Genomic DNA, 16,866 nt, shown 5'->3' on the forward strand with positions numbered 1-16,866 from the left:
TCGCCCGAGGCATCGCATGCGTCAAGACGAACACACGTTGGCCTATCTGCTGGATAGCATGGAGCGCGCGGCAGAGAAGGAAGCGGTGTCGATCAACGACGTGCTGCATGAGATCGGCGACCGTTCGATCACCCCTCTGATCCTGATCGTCGCCTTGCTGCTGGTCTCCCCCCTGTCGGGCATTCCCGGCGTCTCGACCCTCGCGGCGGTGACGATCATCCTGCTGGCCGTGCAGGCGGTGACCGGACGGCGCAGGCTATGGATGCCGCAGTTTCTGTTGCGGCGCGAGGTCGCGGGCCATCGGTTGAGTGGCTGTGTGCGCTTTCTGCGCCGCCCTTGCGCTTTCGTCGACGGACGCTGCAAGCCGCGCCTTCAGTTCCTCACCACCGGGCCGATGCGGTTCATCACGCTGGTGGTGGTCACGATCATCCCGCTCGGCTGGCCTTTTATGGAGGTACTGCCGATGATGTCATCGCTGGGGGCGGGCACCGTCGCCCTCTTGGTGTTTGGGCTGTTCACCCGCGACGGGCTCTTCGTGCTTTTGGGCTATCTCTGTGTGGCGATCACACTGGCTGCGGGCGCACTGCTGGTGCTGACCGCCGCCAGTTAGGCGCGCTGCGCGTCCAAGTCGCCGATCCCCAGCACCGCGAGCACCTTGGCGGCGATCTGTTCGGCGTTCATCCCCGCCACGGCATACATATCCGCCGGGCTGGCCTGATCGATGAAGGTATCGGGCAGCACCATGGAGCGGAACTTGAGCCCCTTGTCGAACACCGCCTCATCCGCCAGCAGCTGTGCCACATGGCTGCCAAAGCCACCCACGGCGCCCTCTTCGATGGTGATCAGCGCCTCGTGGTCGTGGGCGAGCTTGAGGATCATTTCACGGTCCAGCGGCTTGGCGAAACGGGCATCGGCGATGGTGGGGGTGATGCCCTTGGCCCGAAGCTGTTCGGCGGCTTTCTCGACCTCTTCCAAACGCGTGCCGAAAGACAGAAGCGCGACCTTGCTGCCTTCTTGGATCATGCGGCCCTTGCCGATTTCCAGCGGGGTGCCGCGCTCTGGCATCTCGACCCCGCGCCCTTCGCCGCGCGGATAGCGGAAGGCGATGGGGCCGTCGTCATGGGCGGCGGCGGTGGCGACCATATGGCGCAACTCGGCCTCATCGGCGGCGGCCATGACCACGAAGCCCGGCAGATTGGCGAGGAAGGCCACGTCGAAGGCGCCTGCGTGGGTCGGCCCGTCCGCGCCGACCAATCCGGCGCGGTCGATGGCGAAACGCACCGGCAGGCGCTGGATTGCGACATCATGCACGACTTGGTCGTAGCCGCGTTGCAGGAAGGTGGAATACATCGCGCAGAAGGGTTTCATCCCGGCAGCCGCAAGCCCCGCGCAGAAGGTCACGCCATGCTGCTCGGCGATGCCCACATCGAAACAGCGACTGGGGTAGCGTTCGGCAAAGAGGTCAAGGCCGGTGCCGTCGGGCATAGCTGCGGTTACGGCGCAGATCTTGTCGTCCTCGGCGGCCTCGGCCAGCAGGCTGTCGGCGAAAACGCGGGTGTAGCTCGGCGCGTTGGAGGGGGCTTTCTTTTGCTCGCCCGTCACCACGTTGAACTTGGCCGTGGCATGGCCGCGATCCCGCGCGGCTTCGGCGGGGCCGTAGCCCTTGCCCTTCTGTGTCTGAATGTGGATCAGGATCGGCCCGGTCGCGCGCTGATGCACGGTGCGCAGCACCGGCAGCAACTGGTCCATGTCATGCCCGTTGATCGGCCCGAGGTAGGAAAACCCGAGGTTCTCAAACAGCGTCCCGCCCACGGCCATGCCCTTGAGCATATCCTTGGCGCGTTTGGCACCCTCGCGGAAGGGCTCGGGCAGCAGGCTCACCGCGCCCTTGGCGGCAGCCTTGAAGTCCTGGAACGGCGCCTCGGCGTAGAGGCGGCTGAGATAGCTCGACATCGCGCCGACCGGCGGTGCGATGGACATCTCGTTGTCGTTGAGGATCACGATCAGACGCTTCTTCAGATCGCCCGCGTTGTTCAGCGCCTCATAGGCCATGCCCGCGCTCATCGCACCGTCCCCGATCACGGCGATCGCGTCGCCCAGTCCTTCGGGGATCACACCGCCCAGATCGCGGCCCACGGCGAAGCCGAGAGCGGCGGAGATCGAGGTCGAGCTATGCGCCGCGCCAAAGGGGTCGTAGGGGGATTCGCTGCGCTTGGTGAAGCCCGACAGCCCATCCTTCATGCGCAGGCTGCGGATACGGTCGCGGCGTTCGGTCAGGATCTTATGCGGGTAGCACTGGTGGCTGACGTCCCAGATGATCTTGTCGCGCGGCGTGTCGAAAACCGCGTGCAGGGCAACGGTCAGTTCCACCACACCGAGGCCCGCGCCGAGATGCCCGCCGGTTTCCGACACGGCCGAGATCGTCTCAGCCCGCAACTCCCGCGCGACTTGGGTCAGTTCGGCATCGGACAGGCGTTTCAGATCCGCAGGGCGGGTGACCTGATCAAGCAGGGGTGTGGCGGGTTTGTCACTCATCGGGGCCTCTCTGGTGCCGCATTGGCGCATGTGCCGCCCGGCTAGCTGTCGCGGGCAATAACGAAGGCGGCAGCGGCTCGCAAGCTCTGCGCCTCTGGTCCATATTCAGATAGGGCGTCGCAGGCCATGTCCACCAATTCGGCGGCGCGGGTCTTGGCCCCGGCCAACCCAAGGTGGGACACGAAAGTGGCCTTGCCCGCCGCATCGTCCTTGCCGACCGCCTTGCCCAGGGTTTCGGCGTCGCCTTCGACATCGAGGATGTCATCGGCGATCTGAAAGGCAAGACCGAGGTGTTTGGCGTAAGTTCCAAGGGCGGTGGCATCGGCACCGGCCATGCGCGGCCCGGCCATGGCGGACCATTCGATCAGCGCGCCGGTCTTGCCCGCCTGAAGCGCCGTGATCTCGGCCAGCGACAGCGGTGCGGGGGCGGTTTCGGCGGCGATGTCCAGCGCTTGGCCGCCTACCATGCCGCCCACGCCCGCCGCTTGGGCGAGGCTGGTCATCAAGGCCAGACGCGGCTCCGCCGGGCAGGGCGCTTGGCCGAGCAGTTCAAACGCCAGCGTTTGCAGCGCGTCACCGGCCAGAACGGCAGTTGCCTCATCCCATTTGCGGTGCACCGTGGGCTGGCCCCGGCGCAGGTCGTCGTCGTCCATGCAAGGCAGGTCGTCATGCACCAGCGAATAGGCATGCAGCGCCTCGATCGCCGCCGCCGCCGGGGCGGCCATGCCGGGGGCGATGCCATGCAGCCGGGCGGATTCGATCACCAGAAAGCCGCGCAGCCCCTTGCCGCCGCTACAGGCATAGCGCATCGCCTCGGCAACGGGGCCGTCATACGCGCCGAGCGCGGCCTCGATCTGCGCTTGCGCCAGATCGCGGGCATGGGCGAGCGCCTCTGCCAAGGGACGGGGGGTGGTTTCTTTCATGCGGGCGGTCAAAGCCCGTCGACGGGTTTCAGCCCATTCGGGTTGCCATCGCCATCGAGCGTGATCGCGGCGACCTTCTCTTCGGCCTCTTTCAGCTTGGTCTCGCAGCGCGCCTTAAGCTTGGCCCCGCGTTCGTAAAGCGCGATGCTTTCGTCCAATGCGACATTGCCGTTTTCAAGCTGGCCCAAGACTTTCTCAAGCTCGGCCATGGCGGTCTCAAAGTTCATCTCTTCTACGGGTGTGTCGGACATTGCGCGCCTCGTTGTCGGAATTTCGCGCGACAATAGAACTTCGCGCCGCGCATTGCCAGCAGACTTGCGCGATGAATTTTACCGGCCTGTTTGAGCAGGCGGGGCGAGGTCAGTCCGGGGCCAGCATATAGCCCGCGCCGCGCACGGTTTGCAGGTATTGCGGCTGTTTCGGATCGCTTTCGATCTTGCGGCGCAGGCGGGTGATCTGCACGTCGACGGCACGTTCCTGCGCTTGCCCCCGGTCGCGGCCCAATTCTTCGACCAATTTGGCACGGCTGAGCGCGACACCGGGCTGGGCGGCAAAGATCTTCATCAGCTGCACCTCGGTCGCGGTGAGGCGCACCAGATCGTCGCCCTGCCACATCTCGCCCCGCTCCATGTCATAGCGGATCACGCCGAGCGACAGCACCTTTGGCGCGGTGTCGGCGGCAGAGGTGTCGGGCATCCGCCGCAGGATGGCGTTGATGCGCAGCAGCAGTTCTTTTGGCTCAAAGGGCTTGGGCAGGTAGTCATCCGCCCCGGCCTCCAACCCTTCGATGCGGTTGTCGGTCTCGCCCTTGGCGGTCAGCAGCAGGATTGGCGTTTGCAGGGTTTCGCGCAAAGCGCGGGTCAGGGCCATGCCGTCTTCGCCGGGCATCATCACGTCGAGCACGATGAGGTCGAACTCCAACCCCGCCAGCACCCGCCGCGCATGGGCCGCGTCGCGGGCCGTGCTGACCAGAAAGCCGTTCCGCATCAGGAATTTCTTCAACAGGCTGCGGATCCGCTCGTCGTCGTCGACGACCAGCAGATGCGGGTCGAGATCGTTCATGGGGCGCTTTCGCGCAGCCGGTCAAAGCTCTGGCGCATTTCGGGATCCATCATGGCCTCCAATACCGTTCTGAAACCGGCCACGGCTTCGGGTCCGGCGGTGCGAAAGGCCAGACGCATCCGCGCGCGCTGCGCGTCCGATAGCTCCTGTTCCAGCTTGCGACCCTCGTCGGTCAGGAACAGATGCCGCTCGCGCTTGTCATTGCGGCCAACCTTGCTCTGCACCAGACCATCGGCAATCAACGTGCGCAAGACACGGTTGAGCGATTGTTTCGTGACCCCGAGGATATTGAGCAGGTTGTTCACCGTCGTGCCGGGGGCGCGGTTGATGAAGTGGATGGCGCGGTGATGTGCGCGGCCATAGGCCATATCGGCCAGAATCCGGTCGGGATCGGCGGTGAAACCGCGATAGGCAAAGAACATCGCCTCGATCCCCTGCCGCAGTTGTTCGTCCGTCAAAAACAGCAGGCTGTCGCCGCTGCTAGGGGCCATCATACGCCCGTCCGCCATAGTATGTCTCATTCTTTCTCGGGCCTGTTGGGGATCAGTTTACGTCAGCGTTGTTGACATTCCAATAGTGAAAGGCTATCGAATCTCGTGTTTTGCGCAATTAAATGTCTGCATCTGCCGATTTTTGCGCAATTTTTGAAAAGATAGCGCGTCATTTGGAGGGGGAATACCATGGCAGGCGGATATGACAACCGGGATGGGTACATCTGGATGGATGGCAAAATGGTGGATTGGCGCGAGGCCAATGTCCACATCCTGACCCATGCGATGCACTATGCGTCTTCGGTGTTCGAGGGCGAGCGTGCCTACAACGGCAAGATTTTCAAAAGCCGGGAGCATTCGGAGCGGCTCAAGCGCTCGGCCGAGATGATCGACTTCGAAATCCCCTACACCATTGATGAGATCGAAGCGGCCAAGGCCGAAGTCCTCGCCGCCTCGGGCTTGCAAGACGCCTATGTGCGCGCGGTGGCTTGGCGCGGTGTAGGCGAAGACATGGGTGTCGCCTCGGCCCGCAACCCGGTGCGCTTGGCCATCGCGGCATGGGAGTGGGGTGCCTATTACGGCGACGCCAAGATGAAGGGCGCCAAGCTCGACATCTCCAAGTGGAAGCGCCCCAGCCCCGAGACGATCCCGAGCCATGCCAAGGCCGCCGGCCTCTACATGATCTGCACCATGTCCAAACACGCCGCCGAGGCAAAGGGCTGTTCGGATGCGATGATGTACGACTACCGCGGCTATGTGGCCGAGGCGACAGGTGCGAATATGTTCTTCGTCAAGGACGGCGAAGTGCACACGCCGCTGGCCGATTGCTTCCTCAACGGCATCACCCGCCAGACCGTGATCGGCATGCTCAAGGACAAGGGCATCAAGGTACATGAGCGCCACATCATGCCCGAGGAGCTGGAGGGTTTCGAGCAGTGCTGGCTCACCGGCACCGCCGCCGAAGTGACCCCGGTGGGGCAGATCGGCGACTGGACCTTCGAGGTCGGCGCGCTGACGCGCGAGATCGCCACCGACTATGAAAAGCTGGTGCGCAGCTAAACGCTGCCGCTGAACTTTGCCAAAGTCACGCCGCCGTCCTGCAAACCCTTGCGGACGGCGGTTGCGATTTGAACGGCCTCTGCGGTGTCGCCATGTAGGCAGATCGTGTCGATCCGCGTGGGGATTTGTTTGCCGCTTTCGGTGATGATCGCGCCTGCCTTGACCATCTCGACCATGCGCGCCGCTGCCGTTTCCGCGTCATGGATCACAGCACCCGGCTTGCTGCGGTCGACCAGCGTCGCGTCGTCGTTGTAGGCGCGGTCGGCGAAGATCTCCCCGGCCCATTTGCAGCCCAAGGAGCGCACCGCCGCTTCCTGCGCCGTAGCAGCAAGGACCATGACGATGAGGTCGGGCGCCACGCTCAGCGCCGCCTCATAAAGGTCGCGGGCCAAGCCTTCATCCTCCGAGGCCATATTCGCCAGCGCTCCGTGCAGCTTCAGGTGTCGCACCTCCGCCCCGACGCTGCGCGCCATGCCCACGCTTGCCGCCACCTGATAGCGGATCTGGTTCTGCAAGGTGCCGCGCGGCACCGAGAGGCGGTTGCGGCCAAAACCGGCGAGGTCCATGAACCCCGGATGCGCGCCGATGCCGACGCCGTTTTCATCGGCCATGCGCATCGTCGCGGCCATCACGTCGGCGTCGCCCGCGTGCCCGCCACAGGCGATATTGGCCGAGGTCACGACGCGCAGAAGCGCCGCGTCGTCGCCCATTTTCCAAGGGCCAAAGCTTTCGCCCATGTCGGCGTTGAGATCGACTGCGGTCATGTCTAGTCCTTCTCGAAAGGGTCGGCCATGGCCGAAACCACGCCGGAGATCAGTTGATAGCCCAAAAGGTCGCGAATGCGCGCCGGGTCGCGCAACAGCGGCTGGCGGCGTTTGGGCAGGGCGGCAAGGTCAGCGCGGTAGCGCGTCTCGGCGGCCAGCGCTTCGTCGAGGTCGACGAAGGCGAAGTGCAGCGCAGCACCCGGCTGGGCCTGCGCGACGATCGGCAGGTCGCAGGGGATCACCGTGCCGATGCGGGGGTAGCCGCCGGTGGTCTGGCATTCGCACATCAGCACGAAGGGCGCGCCGTCGCCGGTGATCTGGATGTCGCCGGGGGTGATGACTTCGGACACGATGGTCAACTGCCCGCCGGTGGCGAAACCTTCGCCGTCATGATCCATCCGCGCGCCCATTCGGTTGGCGCGCGGATCACGGCGAAAGGTGGTTTCGGTGAAGCGCTGGCGGGTCGTCTCGTCGAAGGCATCGGTCTGCATGGAGGCGACGATGCGCACCTTCTCCGCCCCGAACCGGCTGTCGCGGGGCAGGGTGAGGTTCGTCTCGCCCCCCTTGTCGGCCCCCAACGGCAGGGTCTCACCACTTTGCAGCAGCGCGCCGATGCCAGCGGCCAGATGGCTGGCGCGGGCGTTCATCACCGGTGCCACGTCAAATCCACCGCCGACATGCAGGTAGCCATAGGCCCCGTCCCGCGCGCCGCCGATGGTCAGCTTCGCCCCGGCGGGCAGAAGGTGGCTGGCGTTCCACGCGACCGGCTCGCCGTCGATGCTCACCTGCATCTGCGCCCCGGTCAGGGCGATGCGGGTGTCCTGATTGACCTCGAAACTGCCGCCGCTGCCCGCCATCTCCAGCGCGGCGCTGTTGGGGTCTTGCCCCAGCAAGGCGGCCCCCTCGTGCAGGGCGGTCGGGTCCGCCGCGCCGCCGTGAGTCAGTCCAACGGCGCGGTAGCCGGGGCGGCCAAGGTCTTGGATGGTCATGGCCGGACCGGCTTGATGGATGGTCAGCGTGCCGCTCATGTCAGCGCCTCCCGCTCGGCCCCGCCGGTGGGGTCTTCGGCGATCCGGTCGAACTCGTGCCGGGTGATGGAGGGGAAGATCAGCTCATCGCCCGGCGACAGCGGAAAGGGCATCTCACTGCCCGGGCGGAAGGTGCGAAAGGCGGTCTGGCCGATATGGCGCCAGCCGGTGGGGGAGGCATTGGTGAAGATGATCAACTGGCGGATCGCCGCGACCAGCGACCCCGGCGGCACCGATTTGGTCAGCCCCTGCTGGCGCGGAATGTCCCAATGCGGGGACAGTTCGCCCATGTAGGGCTGGCCGGGGGCGAAGCCGATGGTCAGCACCCGGACCCGCGCCTGCGACAGTTCCGCAATGGCCGCGTCGGGGTCGAGGCCCGCGGCCGCGGCGGCCTCCTCCAACTGCGGGGCGAGGTCGGTGCCATAGACCGTGGGCACATGCCACAGGCTGCGCCCGGCGGGAAGGGCTTCGGCGAACCAGTCGCGGGTTTCGAGCAGGTCGCGCAGGCGGTCGGTCATCGTGGTAATGGCCTCTTGGGAGACCTCGAATTGCACGAAGGTCGACACCAGCGAAGTGCTGGTCTCGCGCACCTCGGGCCAGCCCTGTTCCTCTACCGCCGCGCGAAAAGCGAGGGCGGCGCGGTTGGCGGGTTCGGACATCTTCTCGGCAAAGGTGACCAATAGGCCAGAGAGGCCGACACTGCGGATGCGGGGCCAGTCAGTCATTGCGAAGCATCCTTTCGTAAAGGCGCGGCAGCAGCAGCGGGGTCAGATACATCGGCAGTTGCCAGCAGCCGATAAAGATCATCAGCGGCGCGATGACATCCGCAGGCAGCGCCACGAGAAACAGCGCGATATTGCGGTTGCCCGCGCCGATCGCCAGTGGTCCGGCCACGGCGCGCAGCGGGCCGCGTCGGGTCAGCAGCAACGTGCCCGCCTGCAACAGATAGCTTAGGGCAAAGGCCAGCAGCGTCCAGCCGGCCACGGCCCATGGATCGCTGCGCAGCGCGGGGGTCAATGCGGCCATTAACCCCACCACGATGACCGAGAAGGCGAGCACCGATGCGCCATCCAGCGCTTCGGTCTGGCGCGGGGAGGGGTGGGGCAGAAAGACATGGCGCAGGGCAAAGCCCAGCCCCGTCGCGCCAAGGATCACGGCCAAGAGCCTCAGGGCGGCGAGGGCGATTTCCGAGGCCGGGCCGAGTTGTGGCAGGGCCGCCAGCACTGGCAGGACGGTCAGCGGAAAGGCGGCGGTGCCCAGCACCATCAGCTGCATCATCCGCCCCGTATCGAGCCGCATCAACAGGGCGAGGTTCACGCTGCCCGTCAGCGCCGGGGCCGCAGCGGCGAGGGTCACGGCCAGTGCGGCGGGGGTCTGTCCCAGCCCGGCCAGCACGAAGCACCCCAACAGCAGCAGGGACAGCAGCGTCTGCAAGGCCAGCACCGAGGCCAGCCCCCAGATCAGGTCGCGCACCGCACCAAGGGCCGCGCGATGCCCGATCCTGAGCGCGGTGATCGTCAGCAGCGCTGCCACCATCTGCGGCAACCACCCGGCAAGAGCCGCCGCAAGGCCGGGCAGGGCCAGCCCCGCCAGCAGCCCGACGATCAGGCAGGCCCGCGCATGGCGCGAGGCCAGTCTCAGCATATAGCGCATGGCCCTTCACCGCTAAACGGGTGCGCTGCGCAGGTTTTCGGGCAGCCATGTGGCCACTTCGGGGAACCAGATCAGCACGAAGACCATAAAGACCATGATCGCGAACATCGGCAGCGCGGCCTTGGTAATATAGCCCATCTCGTGGTTGGTCATGCCTTGCAGCACGAAGAGGTTGAAGCCAATCGGCGGGGTGATCTGCGCCATTTCGACGACCACGACCACAAAGATGCCGAACCAGATCAGATCGATGCCCGCGCTGCGCACCATCGGCTCCACCACCGCCATGGTCAGCACGACCGAGGAGATGCCGTCGAGGAACATGCCCAGCACGATATAGAAGACCAAGAGCGCCATCAGCAGCTCGAAACGCGAGAGCTCCATCGCCGCGATCCCGTCGGCCAGCGCGCGGGGCAGGCCGGTGAAGCCCATCGACAGTTTCAGGAAGGCCGCCCCCGCAAGGATCAGCGCGATCATCGCAGAGGTCCGCATCGCCCCCATCAGGCTCTCGCGGAAGCTGTGCCAGTTCAGCGAGCCCTGAAACAGCGCCAGCGTCAGCGAGCCGATGACACCGATGGCCGCCGCCTCGGTCGCCGTGGCAAAGCCGAGGTACATGGACCCGATCACGACCGTGATCAGCGCAAAGACCGGCAGCAGGAAGCGCGAGTTGCGCAGCTTTTCACCAAAGCTCATGCCGGTCTCCGCATCGGGCTTCCAATCCTTCGACAGCATGCTGGTAACAGCGACATAGCCCATGAACATCAGCGCCAGCAGCAGCCCCGGCAGCACGCCCGCGAAGAAGAGTTTGGTGATGCTTTCGTTCACCGTCACGCCGTAGACGATCAGCGCCAGCGACGGCGGGATCATCAGCCCCAGCGTGGCCGCACCCGCCAGTGTGCCGATGATCATCTTTTCAGGATAGTTGCGCGCGCGCAGCTCGGGGATCGACATCTTGCCTACGGTGGTCAGCGTCGCGGCGGAAGAGCCCGAGACGGCCGCAAAGACCGTGCAGCCGACGATATTGGTATGCACCAGCCCGCCCGGCAGTTTCGCGAGCCACGGCGACAGCCCGCGGAACATGTCCTGCGACAGCCGCGTGCGGTAGAGGATTTCGCCCATCCAGACAAAGAGCGGCAGCGCGGTCAGCGTCCAGCTTGAGGAACTGGCCCAGATCGTGGTGATCATGGCGTCGCCCACGGGGCGGGTGGTGAAAAGCTCCATCCCGACCCAAGCCACGCCCATCAGGGCAAGGCCGACCCAGACGCCGGTGCCAAGGAGGAAGAAGAGGACGATCAGAAACAGGGTGATGGCATAGATCTCGGTCATGGCGTCATTCCCCGAAGCTTTGATCGACAAGGTCGCGGGTGACGCGGTGGTCGCCCTTGAAGATGAGGTGCAAAAGATTGTCGGTGAGCGCGATGGCAAGGATGCCGCCGCCGATCACCATGACGGATTGCGGAATCCAAAGTGCGGTGGCGTCTTGGTCTTGGCTGACTTCATGGAATTTCCACGACCAGTAGACGAACCAATAGGCGTAATAGGTGAAATACCACGCGACCGCCGCCGCCACGGCAAAACACCAGATATCCAGCAGCCGCCTCCCGCCCGCGCTCAGCGCGTTAAGCAGGATCGACACGCGGATATGCGAGCCGCGGTTGAGCGCATTGGCGAAGGCGAGGAAACTGGCCCCGGCCATGGCATAGCCCGCATAGCTGGCAGCGCCCGGAAAGACATTGCCGGTCCAACGGGCGACCATCTGCGCCACGATCAAGGTAAGGATGGCCACCAGACAGAGCGCGGCAAGCGCCCCCGCCCCGGTATATAGCCCGTCCAATAGTCTGCGCAGCGCCTTCATGCGGCTCTCCCTCCGTCAAGTCATGCCCGGGCATGAGAACGGCGGCCCGGGTGACGGGCCGCCGCAGGTTTCGTGATTATTGCATCGCCTTGTAGTCATCGACGATCGCCTGACCGTCTTCGCCCGCGGCTTCGAGCCATTCCTGCGTCATGGTCTCGCCCACTTCGCGCAGGCCCGACATCAGCTCTTCGCTGGCGGGCTCGACGTTCATGCCGCCTTCGCGCAGCCCGTCATAGGTGAACTGGGTGTAATCCTTGGACGCTTGCAGGCCACGCTCTTCGGCCTCGGTCGCGCAGGTGGTGATCGCCTCTTTGTTGGCGTCCGAGACTTCGGCCCAGACATCGGCGTTGATCATCACGTAGTTGCGCGGCAGCCATGCGTCGACTTCGTAGAAATGCGTGAGGCTCTCCCAGACCTTCTGGTCATAGCCGGTGGCCCCCGACGAGATCATCGATTCCGCGACACCGGTGGCGAAGGCCTGGCTGACTTCGGCGGCCTCGATGGTGACGGGCGACATGCCGGTCAGCTCGGCCAGACGCGCGGTGGTGTTGTTGTAAGAGCGGAATTTCACGCCCTTCATGTCCTCGACCGAACCGACTTCCTTTTTGAAGTAAAGCCCTTGGGGCGGCCATGGCACGTTATAAAGCAAGACGAGGTTCTGCTCTTCCAACACGGATTCAACCTTGGGCTTGGCGGCTTCCCAAAGCTGCGCGCTGGCCTCGAAAGAGGGCGCGAGGAAGGGGATGGAGTCAAAGCCGAAAACCGCGTTCTCGTTCTGGTGGCCAGAGAGCAGACGCTCGCCCAGCTGGACCTGCCCGGTCTGGATCGCGCGCTTGATGTCTGCGCCGGCGAAGAGGGCGCCGCCCGGATGGACGGTGATCTCGATCTCGCCGCCGGTCTTCTCGCCCACGCATTCGGCGAATTGCACGCCGTTCTCGGAGTGGAAGTTCGAGGCCGAATAGGCCATCGGCATGTCCCATTTCTCGGCCGCGAAGGCGGGCATGGCGGTGCCCAGCGTCAGGGCGGTCATCGCGGCGCCCGCCATCAGTCTTGCTGTCAGTGTCATGTGGTTTCTCCCTTGTTGTTGCAGTCCCACGCTTGGCGTCATTCGTCGAAGCGTTGGGGGTGATACGGGGTCAGATCCGTGTTTGGCGTCTGCCCCATGATCAATCCGGCGATCAGTCGGCCCGTTTTCGGCCCGCCCGTCAACCCGATGTGATGGTGCCCGAAGGCAGTGTAGACCCGGCTCGTCCCGATCTGCCCGATAAGGGGCAGCGAGTCGCTGGGGGCGGGTCGGTGCCCCAGCCATTCGATTTCTTCGCTGGCGGTGAGATGGGGGAAGGCGGCCTTGGCCTGACGGCGCAGCAGCGCCAGCGGGGCTTTGGACGCGCCCGCCTCCAACCCGCCGAACTCGACGATCCCGGCACAGCGCAGCCCCTCGGCCATCGGCGTGGCAACGAATTTGCCCGCCGCCATCATGGTGGGGCGCGACGGGCCGCCCTCGGCATCCTTGAAAACGATGTGGTAGCCGCGTTCGGATTCCAGCGGCACGTTGATCCCCAGTTTGCGCATGAGCGGTTTCGACCAGACGCCGGTGGCCAGCAGCACGTCATCGCAGGGCATCGGGCCTTGATCGGTGAGGACCGAAGTGACCTTCTCGTCGACGATCGCCACGTCCTGCACTTCGGCCTGTCGGATGGTGCCACCCATCCCCTCGAAAGCCTTGGCCAAAGCGCGGACATAGCCGCCGGGGTCGGCGATGAAGCCGTGGTCGGCCAACCGTGCGATGCAGTTGATCTGCGGCCCATAGGCCGGGTCGAATTCCCTGACCGCGCCGCCGTCGATGATTTCCGGCTCGAAACCCGCCTCGCGGCGCAGCGCCCAAGTGTAGGCTTCAGCCTCAAAGGCCGCGCGGTTGGTATAGGCAAAGCAATAGTCGCTGTCGCGGACCCAATCCGCCAGCCCCAGATCGGCGCAGAGGGCTTTGTGTTGCGCCACGCTGTCGCTCACGATGGGCACCAGCCCGGCAGAGATGCGTCGGGTGTCGCGGTCATTGGCGTGGGCCATGTAGCGGCGCAGCCACGGCAGCAGGCGGGGCAGGTAGGGCCAGCGCAGGAACAGCGGGAACTCGGGGTCGCGCAGCATGCCGGGCGATTTGCGCAGCAGGCCCGGCCCGGTCACCGGCGCGACGCCCGCCGCCGCCAGCACGCCGCCATTGCCATGCGAGGTGCCGCGCCCCGGCTCGGCCCGGTCGACGAGCGTTACCGCCGCCCCGGCGCGGCGCAGCCAGATCGCGGCAGAGACGCCGACGATCCCGGCGCCGATAACAACGACATGCTGGCTCATGGGTGGCGGCTTTCGATTTCGCGTCGGGTCATGGCTGGGTTCCTTTGGGGCATCTTTTACACAAAAAATCACCACGTCAACAAAATGCTGATAAAATGTCATCGTTAGGGTTTCGCTTGTCTCGCCCTGCCCGCAAAGGCACCCTGCGCCCAAACGGAGGGCATATGACAAACGAGACGGGCGCGCGGCTGGGGATCCTCATGCTGGACACGCGGTTTCCCCGCATTCTGGGGGATGTCGGCCATGCGGGCAGTTGGGACTTCCCGGTGCGCTATGCGGTGGTGCCGGGGGCCACGCCTGAAGCGATCGTGTGCGAGGATATCGAGCCCTTCGTGCAGGCTTTTATCGCGGTGGGGCGCGACTTGATCGCCGAAGGCTGCACCGGCATCGCCACCACCTGCGGCTTCTTGGCGCTGATCCGGCCCCGTCTGGCCGAGGCGCTGGGCGTGCCCGTTGCTGCCTCGGCGTTGGAGCAGGCGGGGCAGATCGCCGCCTGCCTGCCGCCGGGGCAAAGGCTGGGCATTCTGACGATCTCCGCCGCCACGCTTTCGCCCGCCCATCTGCGCGCGGCGGGCGTGCCCGAGGGCAGCCCGGTGGTGGGGATGGAGGGCAGCAGTTTCGCCCGAACGATCCTCGGCAATCTGCCCGATCTCGACGTGGCGCAGGCGCGGGCCGAGATGGTGCAGGCGGCGCAGCGATTGGTGGAGACCCACATAGATGTCGGGGCGATCCTTTTGGAATGCACGAATATGGTGCCATATGCCCCCGACATCGCGGCGGCGACCGGGCGGCCCGTGCACTCGATCCACAGCTATCTCAACTGGTTTCACGCAGGGTTGCTGCCGCCCGGCTTCGGCTAATGCGGCCCGCGCAGCCAGCCGTCGGTGAAGCTGATCCGGCGCACCCCGGTCAGCGGCAGGAGGCGGTGCAGCTCTGCCTCCAAGGCCGCCTGCCGCCCCTTGCCCCAGCGAACCCCGCGTTCGGGCCAGAGCGCAGTGACGCGCAAGACGTCCAGATCGCGATGCGCCTTCATATCGACCCGCCCCACCAGCCTGTCGCCCTGTAACAGCGGAAAGACATAGTAGCCGTATTCGCGCTGTGCTTCGGGCACGAAAACCTCGATCCGGTAGTCGAAACCGAACAGCCGGGCGGCGCGTTTGCGGTCACGCAGGGCGGGGTCGAAGGGGCTGAGCACCCGGAGCCGTTTTGGCGGTTCGCGGGTAAGGGTTGGGTCATCGGCCCAGCCGGGGCGGGCAAAGGCGGGGCGCAGGCTGCCGTCGGCGGCCTCAATGTCGATCTCCTCCAGCCGCCCCGCGGCCTGCTCTGCCACGCACCAGCCGCGCGCCTCGGCGGGGGAGGTATGGGCCCAGAAGGCGGCCAATTCCCCCGCCGTGGCGAAACCCAAGCGCGCCAGCGCCTGATCGCAGCACCAGTCGATCGTCTGCTCTATGTCGGGGGCATTCGCCGGGTCGCGCAGCGCGGCGGGGACCACCCGCTCGGTCAGGTCATAGCGCTTGCGAAACCCCTCGCGCCCGGTCACGGCCAGCGCGCCGCTACGCCACAGATATTCCAGCGCGGTTTTCGACGGATGCCATTGCCACCAGCCCCCGCTGCTGCGCGGCTCGTCCCGGCCCACGTCGGATGAGGTGACGCTGCCCTCCGCCCGGACCTGCGCAAGCACGTTTTGCATCTGTGTTTCGAAATCATGCCGCTGCCAATCCTTCCAGCGGCCCAGCAACTTGGCCGCATCGCGGGTCCGGCGCAGATGCCATTGCGGGTAGAATTCCATCGGGATGACGGCGGCGTCATGGGTCCAATGCTCAAACAGCGCCCGGTCTTTTTCATAGAGCCGCTTGAGCGCTGCAGGGCGATAACGCGGACGGCGGGCGAACAGGATCAGATCATGCGCCCGCGCCACCGTATTGATGCTGTCGAGTTGCACAAAACCCAAGTCATGGATCAGCTTGAGCAGTGCCGCGCCCTTGGCCGAGCCCTGCGGCGGGTCCGACAGCAGGTGACGCGCCAGAAACAACCGCCGCGCGGCGGCATTGCCGAGCCTTGGGCGGCTCACCCCTGACGGCGGCGGCGCAGGGTATCGCCCAGCGACAGCGTTGGCGTCAGGGTGATCTGGGTCTGCATCTCCGGGTCCGAGTCAGGCTGGGTCTGGTTCAGGATGATCCGCGCCGCGGCCTGACCGATCTCGTTCCGGCAAGCATCCATTGTCGCCAATTGACGCGGCAGACCTTGCAGCAGTTCGACGTTGTTGAACCCGGCAAGGCCGATCTGACCGGGAATGTCGATGCCTTGGTCGATCAGATGCAACAGTCCGCCCGCACCGATCATGTCATTGGAGTAATACAGAAAATCAAGGTCGGGCGAGCGTTCGAGCATCTCTTGCGTCATCTCGCGCCCCTTTGCCAGCGCGGAGCCGCCGGAGTAAAAGGCCCGGTCTTCGATCTCGACCCCTGCTTTGGCGAGCCCTTCGGTAAAGCCCTCGAACCGTTTGCGCGCGCGGTGGTCGAGGGGCATTTTCGTGCCCATGAAGCCAATCCGCTCATAGCCCTCGCGCAGGATCGCCTGCGCCATCTCGCGCCCGGCGCGGCGGTGCGAGATTCCCACCATCGCGTCGACGGGTTTGCCGTCGGTGTCCATAATCTCGACCACCGGAATGCCCGCATTGCGCAGCATGGCGCGGGTGGCCTCTGAATGCTCCAACCCCGCGATGATCACCCCAGAGGGCCGCCACGAGAGCATCTCATAGAGCACCCGCTCTTCCTTCTCGGGCAGGTAGTCCGTCACCCCCACGACCGGTTGCAGCGGCGTGTCTTCGAGCACTTGGTTGATGCCGTTCAGGACTTCGGGGAACACCATATTGCCCAGCGATGGGATCACGACCGCCACAAGGTTCACGCGCTGGCTGGCCAGCGATCCGGCGATCTGGTTTGGCACATAGCCGAGCGCCTTGGCGGCGGCGAGAACGCGGTTGCGGGTGGCCTCCGACACGTCGCCGCGTTTGCGCAGCACACGGCTGACCGTCATCTCGGAAACGCCGCAAGCATAGGACACATCACGCAGGGTCAACGGGCGTTTGGGGGGTGTGGTCAATTTGGTTTTCCTGTTTGCCTCACCCATAGGTAGCGCGAAGCGGGAGGC

The 16,866-nt window shown here is 65.4% G+C and carries 18 protein-coding genes; 3 read left to right on the forward strand and 15 right to left on the reverse strand.

Annotation, left to right across the window (positions count from 1 at the left end):
- The first annotated feature begins 16 nt into the window (after window positions 1-16).
- The gene (locus tag ACGYLC_RS02830) at window positions 17-610 is read left to right on the forward strand and encodes an exopolysaccharide biosynthesis protein (RefSeq protein ID WP_394421561.1); all 594 of its coding nucleotides are present in this window, start codon (window positions 17-19) and stop codon (window positions 608-610) included.
- On the opposite strand, the gene dxs is transcribed toward ACGYLC_RS02830, so the two are convergent.
- From dxs to ACGYLC_RS02855, 5 genes are all read right to left on the reverse strand, one after another.
- Window positions 607-2,535 carry a 1-deoxy-D-xylulose-5-phosphate synthase gene (gene dxs, locus ACGYLC_RS02835; RefSeq protein ID WP_394421562.1) on the reverse strand — a complete coding sequence of 643 codons (1,929 nt, stop codon included), beginning with the start codon at window positions 2,533-2,535 and terminating at the stop codon, window positions 607-609. The genes ACGYLC_RS02830 and dxs overlap by 4 nt on opposite strands.
- A gap of 41 nt (window positions 2,536-2,576) precedes the next feature.
- Window positions 2,577-3,458, reverse strand: coding sequence for a polyprenyl synthetase family protein (locus ACGYLC_RS02840; protein WP_394421564.1), 882 nt, complete (start codon window positions 3,456-3,458; stop codon window positions 2,577-2,579).
- Between the two features lie 8 nt (window positions 3,459-3,466).
- Window positions 3,467-3,709 (reverse strand): exodeoxyribonuclease VII small subunit, encoded by a 243-nt coding sequence (locus ACGYLC_RS02845; protein ID WP_394421565.1) that lies wholly within the window; start codon window positions 3,707-3,709, stop codon window positions 3,467-3,469.
- Between the two features lie 109 nt (window positions 3,710-3,818).
- Complete coding sequence (locus ACGYLC_RS02850) at window positions 3,819-4,520, reverse strand: response regulator (RefSeq protein ID WP_067264987.1); 702 nt, start codon at window positions 4,518-4,520, stop codon at window positions 3,819-3,821.
- A complete protein-coding gene (locus tag ACGYLC_RS02855; protein WP_067264985.1) occupies window positions 4,517-5,029 on the reverse strand; it encodes a MarR family winged helix-turn-helix transcriptional regulator in 513 nt (170 codons plus the stop codon). The genes ACGYLC_RS02850 and ACGYLC_RS02855 overlap by 4 nt, the downstream gene beginning before the upstream one ends.
- A gap of 171 nt (window positions 5,030-5,200) precedes the next feature.
- Between ACGYLC_RS02855 and ACGYLC_RS02860 the strand changes: the two genes are divergently transcribed.
- The gene (locus tag ACGYLC_RS02860) at window positions 5,201-6,070 is read left to right on the forward strand and encodes a branched-chain amino acid aminotransferase (RefSeq protein WP_394421567.1); all 870 of its coding nucleotides are present in this window, start codon (window positions 5,201-5,203) and stop codon (window positions 6,068-6,070) included.
- On the opposite strand, the gene ACGYLC_RS02865 is transcribed toward ACGYLC_RS02860, so the two are convergent.
- From ACGYLC_RS02865 to ACGYLC_RS02900, 8 genes are all read right to left on the reverse strand, one after another.
- Entirely contained in the window at window positions 6,067-6,834 is a 768-nt protein-coding gene (locus tag ACGYLC_RS02865) for a LamB/YcsF family protein (RefSeq protein ID WP_394421568.1), read from the reverse strand. The genes ACGYLC_RS02860 and ACGYLC_RS02865 overlap by 4 nt on opposite strands.
- A gap of 2 nt (window positions 6,835-6,836) precedes the next feature.
- Window positions 6,837-7,862, reverse strand: a complete 1,026-nt coding sequence (locus ACGYLC_RS02870) for a biotin-dependent carboxyltransferase family protein (protein WP_394421570.1) — start codon at window positions 7,860-7,862, stop codon at window positions 6,837-6,839.
- The gene (locus ACGYLC_RS02875; RefSeq protein ID WP_394421571.1) at window positions 7,859-8,587 is read right to left on the reverse strand and encodes an allophanate hydrolase subunit 1; all 729 of its coding nucleotides are present in this window, start codon (window positions 8,585-8,587) and stop codon (window positions 7,859-7,861) included. The genes ACGYLC_RS02870 and ACGYLC_RS02875 overlap by 4 nt, the downstream gene beginning before the upstream one ends.
- Window positions 8,580-9,515 (reverse strand): hypothetical protein, encoded by a 936-nt coding sequence (locus tag ACGYLC_RS02880; RefSeq protein ID WP_394421572.1) that lies wholly within the window; start codon window positions 9,513-9,515, stop codon window positions 8,580-8,582. The genes ACGYLC_RS02875 and ACGYLC_RS02880 overlap by 8 nt, the downstream gene beginning before the upstream one ends.
- A gap of 12 nt (window positions 9,516-9,527) precedes the next feature.
- A complete protein-coding gene (locus ACGYLC_RS02885) occupies window positions 9,528-10,838 on the reverse strand; it encodes a TRAP transporter large permease (protein WP_394421574.1) in 1,311 nt (436 codons plus the stop codon).
- A 4-nt stretch (window positions 10,839-10,842) separates the two neighbouring features.
- Complete coding sequence (locus ACGYLC_RS02890) at window positions 10,843-11,367, reverse strand: TRAP transporter small permease (RefSeq protein WP_394398566.1); 525 nt, start codon at window positions 11,365-11,367, stop codon at window positions 10,843-10,845.
- A 76-nt stretch (window positions 11,368-11,443) separates the two neighbouring features.
- Window positions 11,444-12,433 carry a TRAP transporter substrate-binding protein gene (locus ACGYLC_RS02895; RefSeq protein WP_322328548.1) on the reverse strand — a complete coding sequence of 330 codons (990 nt, stop codon included), beginning with the start codon at window positions 12,431-12,433 and terminating at the stop codon, window positions 11,444-11,446.
- A gap of 38 nt (window positions 12,434-12,471) precedes the next feature.
- Window positions 12,472-13,713, reverse strand: coding sequence for an NAD(P)/FAD-dependent oxidoreductase (locus ACGYLC_RS02900; RefSeq protein WP_394421575.1), 1,242 nt, complete (start codon window positions 13,711-13,713; stop codon window positions 12,472-12,474).
- A 164-nt stretch (window positions 13,714-13,877) separates the two neighbouring features.
- On the opposite strand from ACGYLC_RS02900, the gene ACGYLC_RS02905 reads away from it, so the two are divergent.
- A complete protein-coding gene (locus ACGYLC_RS02905; RefSeq protein WP_394421576.1) occupies window positions 13,878-14,573 on the forward strand; it encodes an aspartate/glutamate racemase family protein in 696 nt (231 codons plus the stop codon).
- On the opposite strand, the gene ACGYLC_RS02910 is transcribed toward ACGYLC_RS02905, so the two are convergent.
- Both ACGYLC_RS02910 and ACGYLC_RS02915 read right to left on the reverse strand, forming a co-directional pair.
- Complete coding sequence (locus ACGYLC_RS02910; RefSeq protein WP_394421577.1) at window positions 14,570-15,784, reverse strand: winged helix-turn-helix domain-containing protein; 1,215 nt, start codon at window positions 15,782-15,784, stop codon at window positions 14,570-14,572. The genes ACGYLC_RS02905 and ACGYLC_RS02910 overlap by 4 nt on opposite strands.
- The gene (locus ACGYLC_RS02915) at window positions 15,781-16,818 is read right to left on the reverse strand and encodes a LacI family DNA-binding transcriptional regulator (protein ID WP_394421578.1); all 1,038 of its coding nucleotides are present in this window, start codon (window positions 16,816-16,818) and stop codon (window positions 15,781-15,783) included. The genes ACGYLC_RS02910 and ACGYLC_RS02915 overlap by 4 nt, the downstream gene beginning before the upstream one ends.
- Window positions 16,819-16,866: the final 48 nt, after the last annotated feature.

The organism is Sulfitobacter sp. 1A12157 (assembly GCF_043557345.1).
In the GTDB taxonomy this organism is placed as follows: domain Bacteria; phylum Pseudomonadota; class Alphaproteobacteria; order Rhodobacterales; family Rhodobacteraceae; genus Sulfitobacter.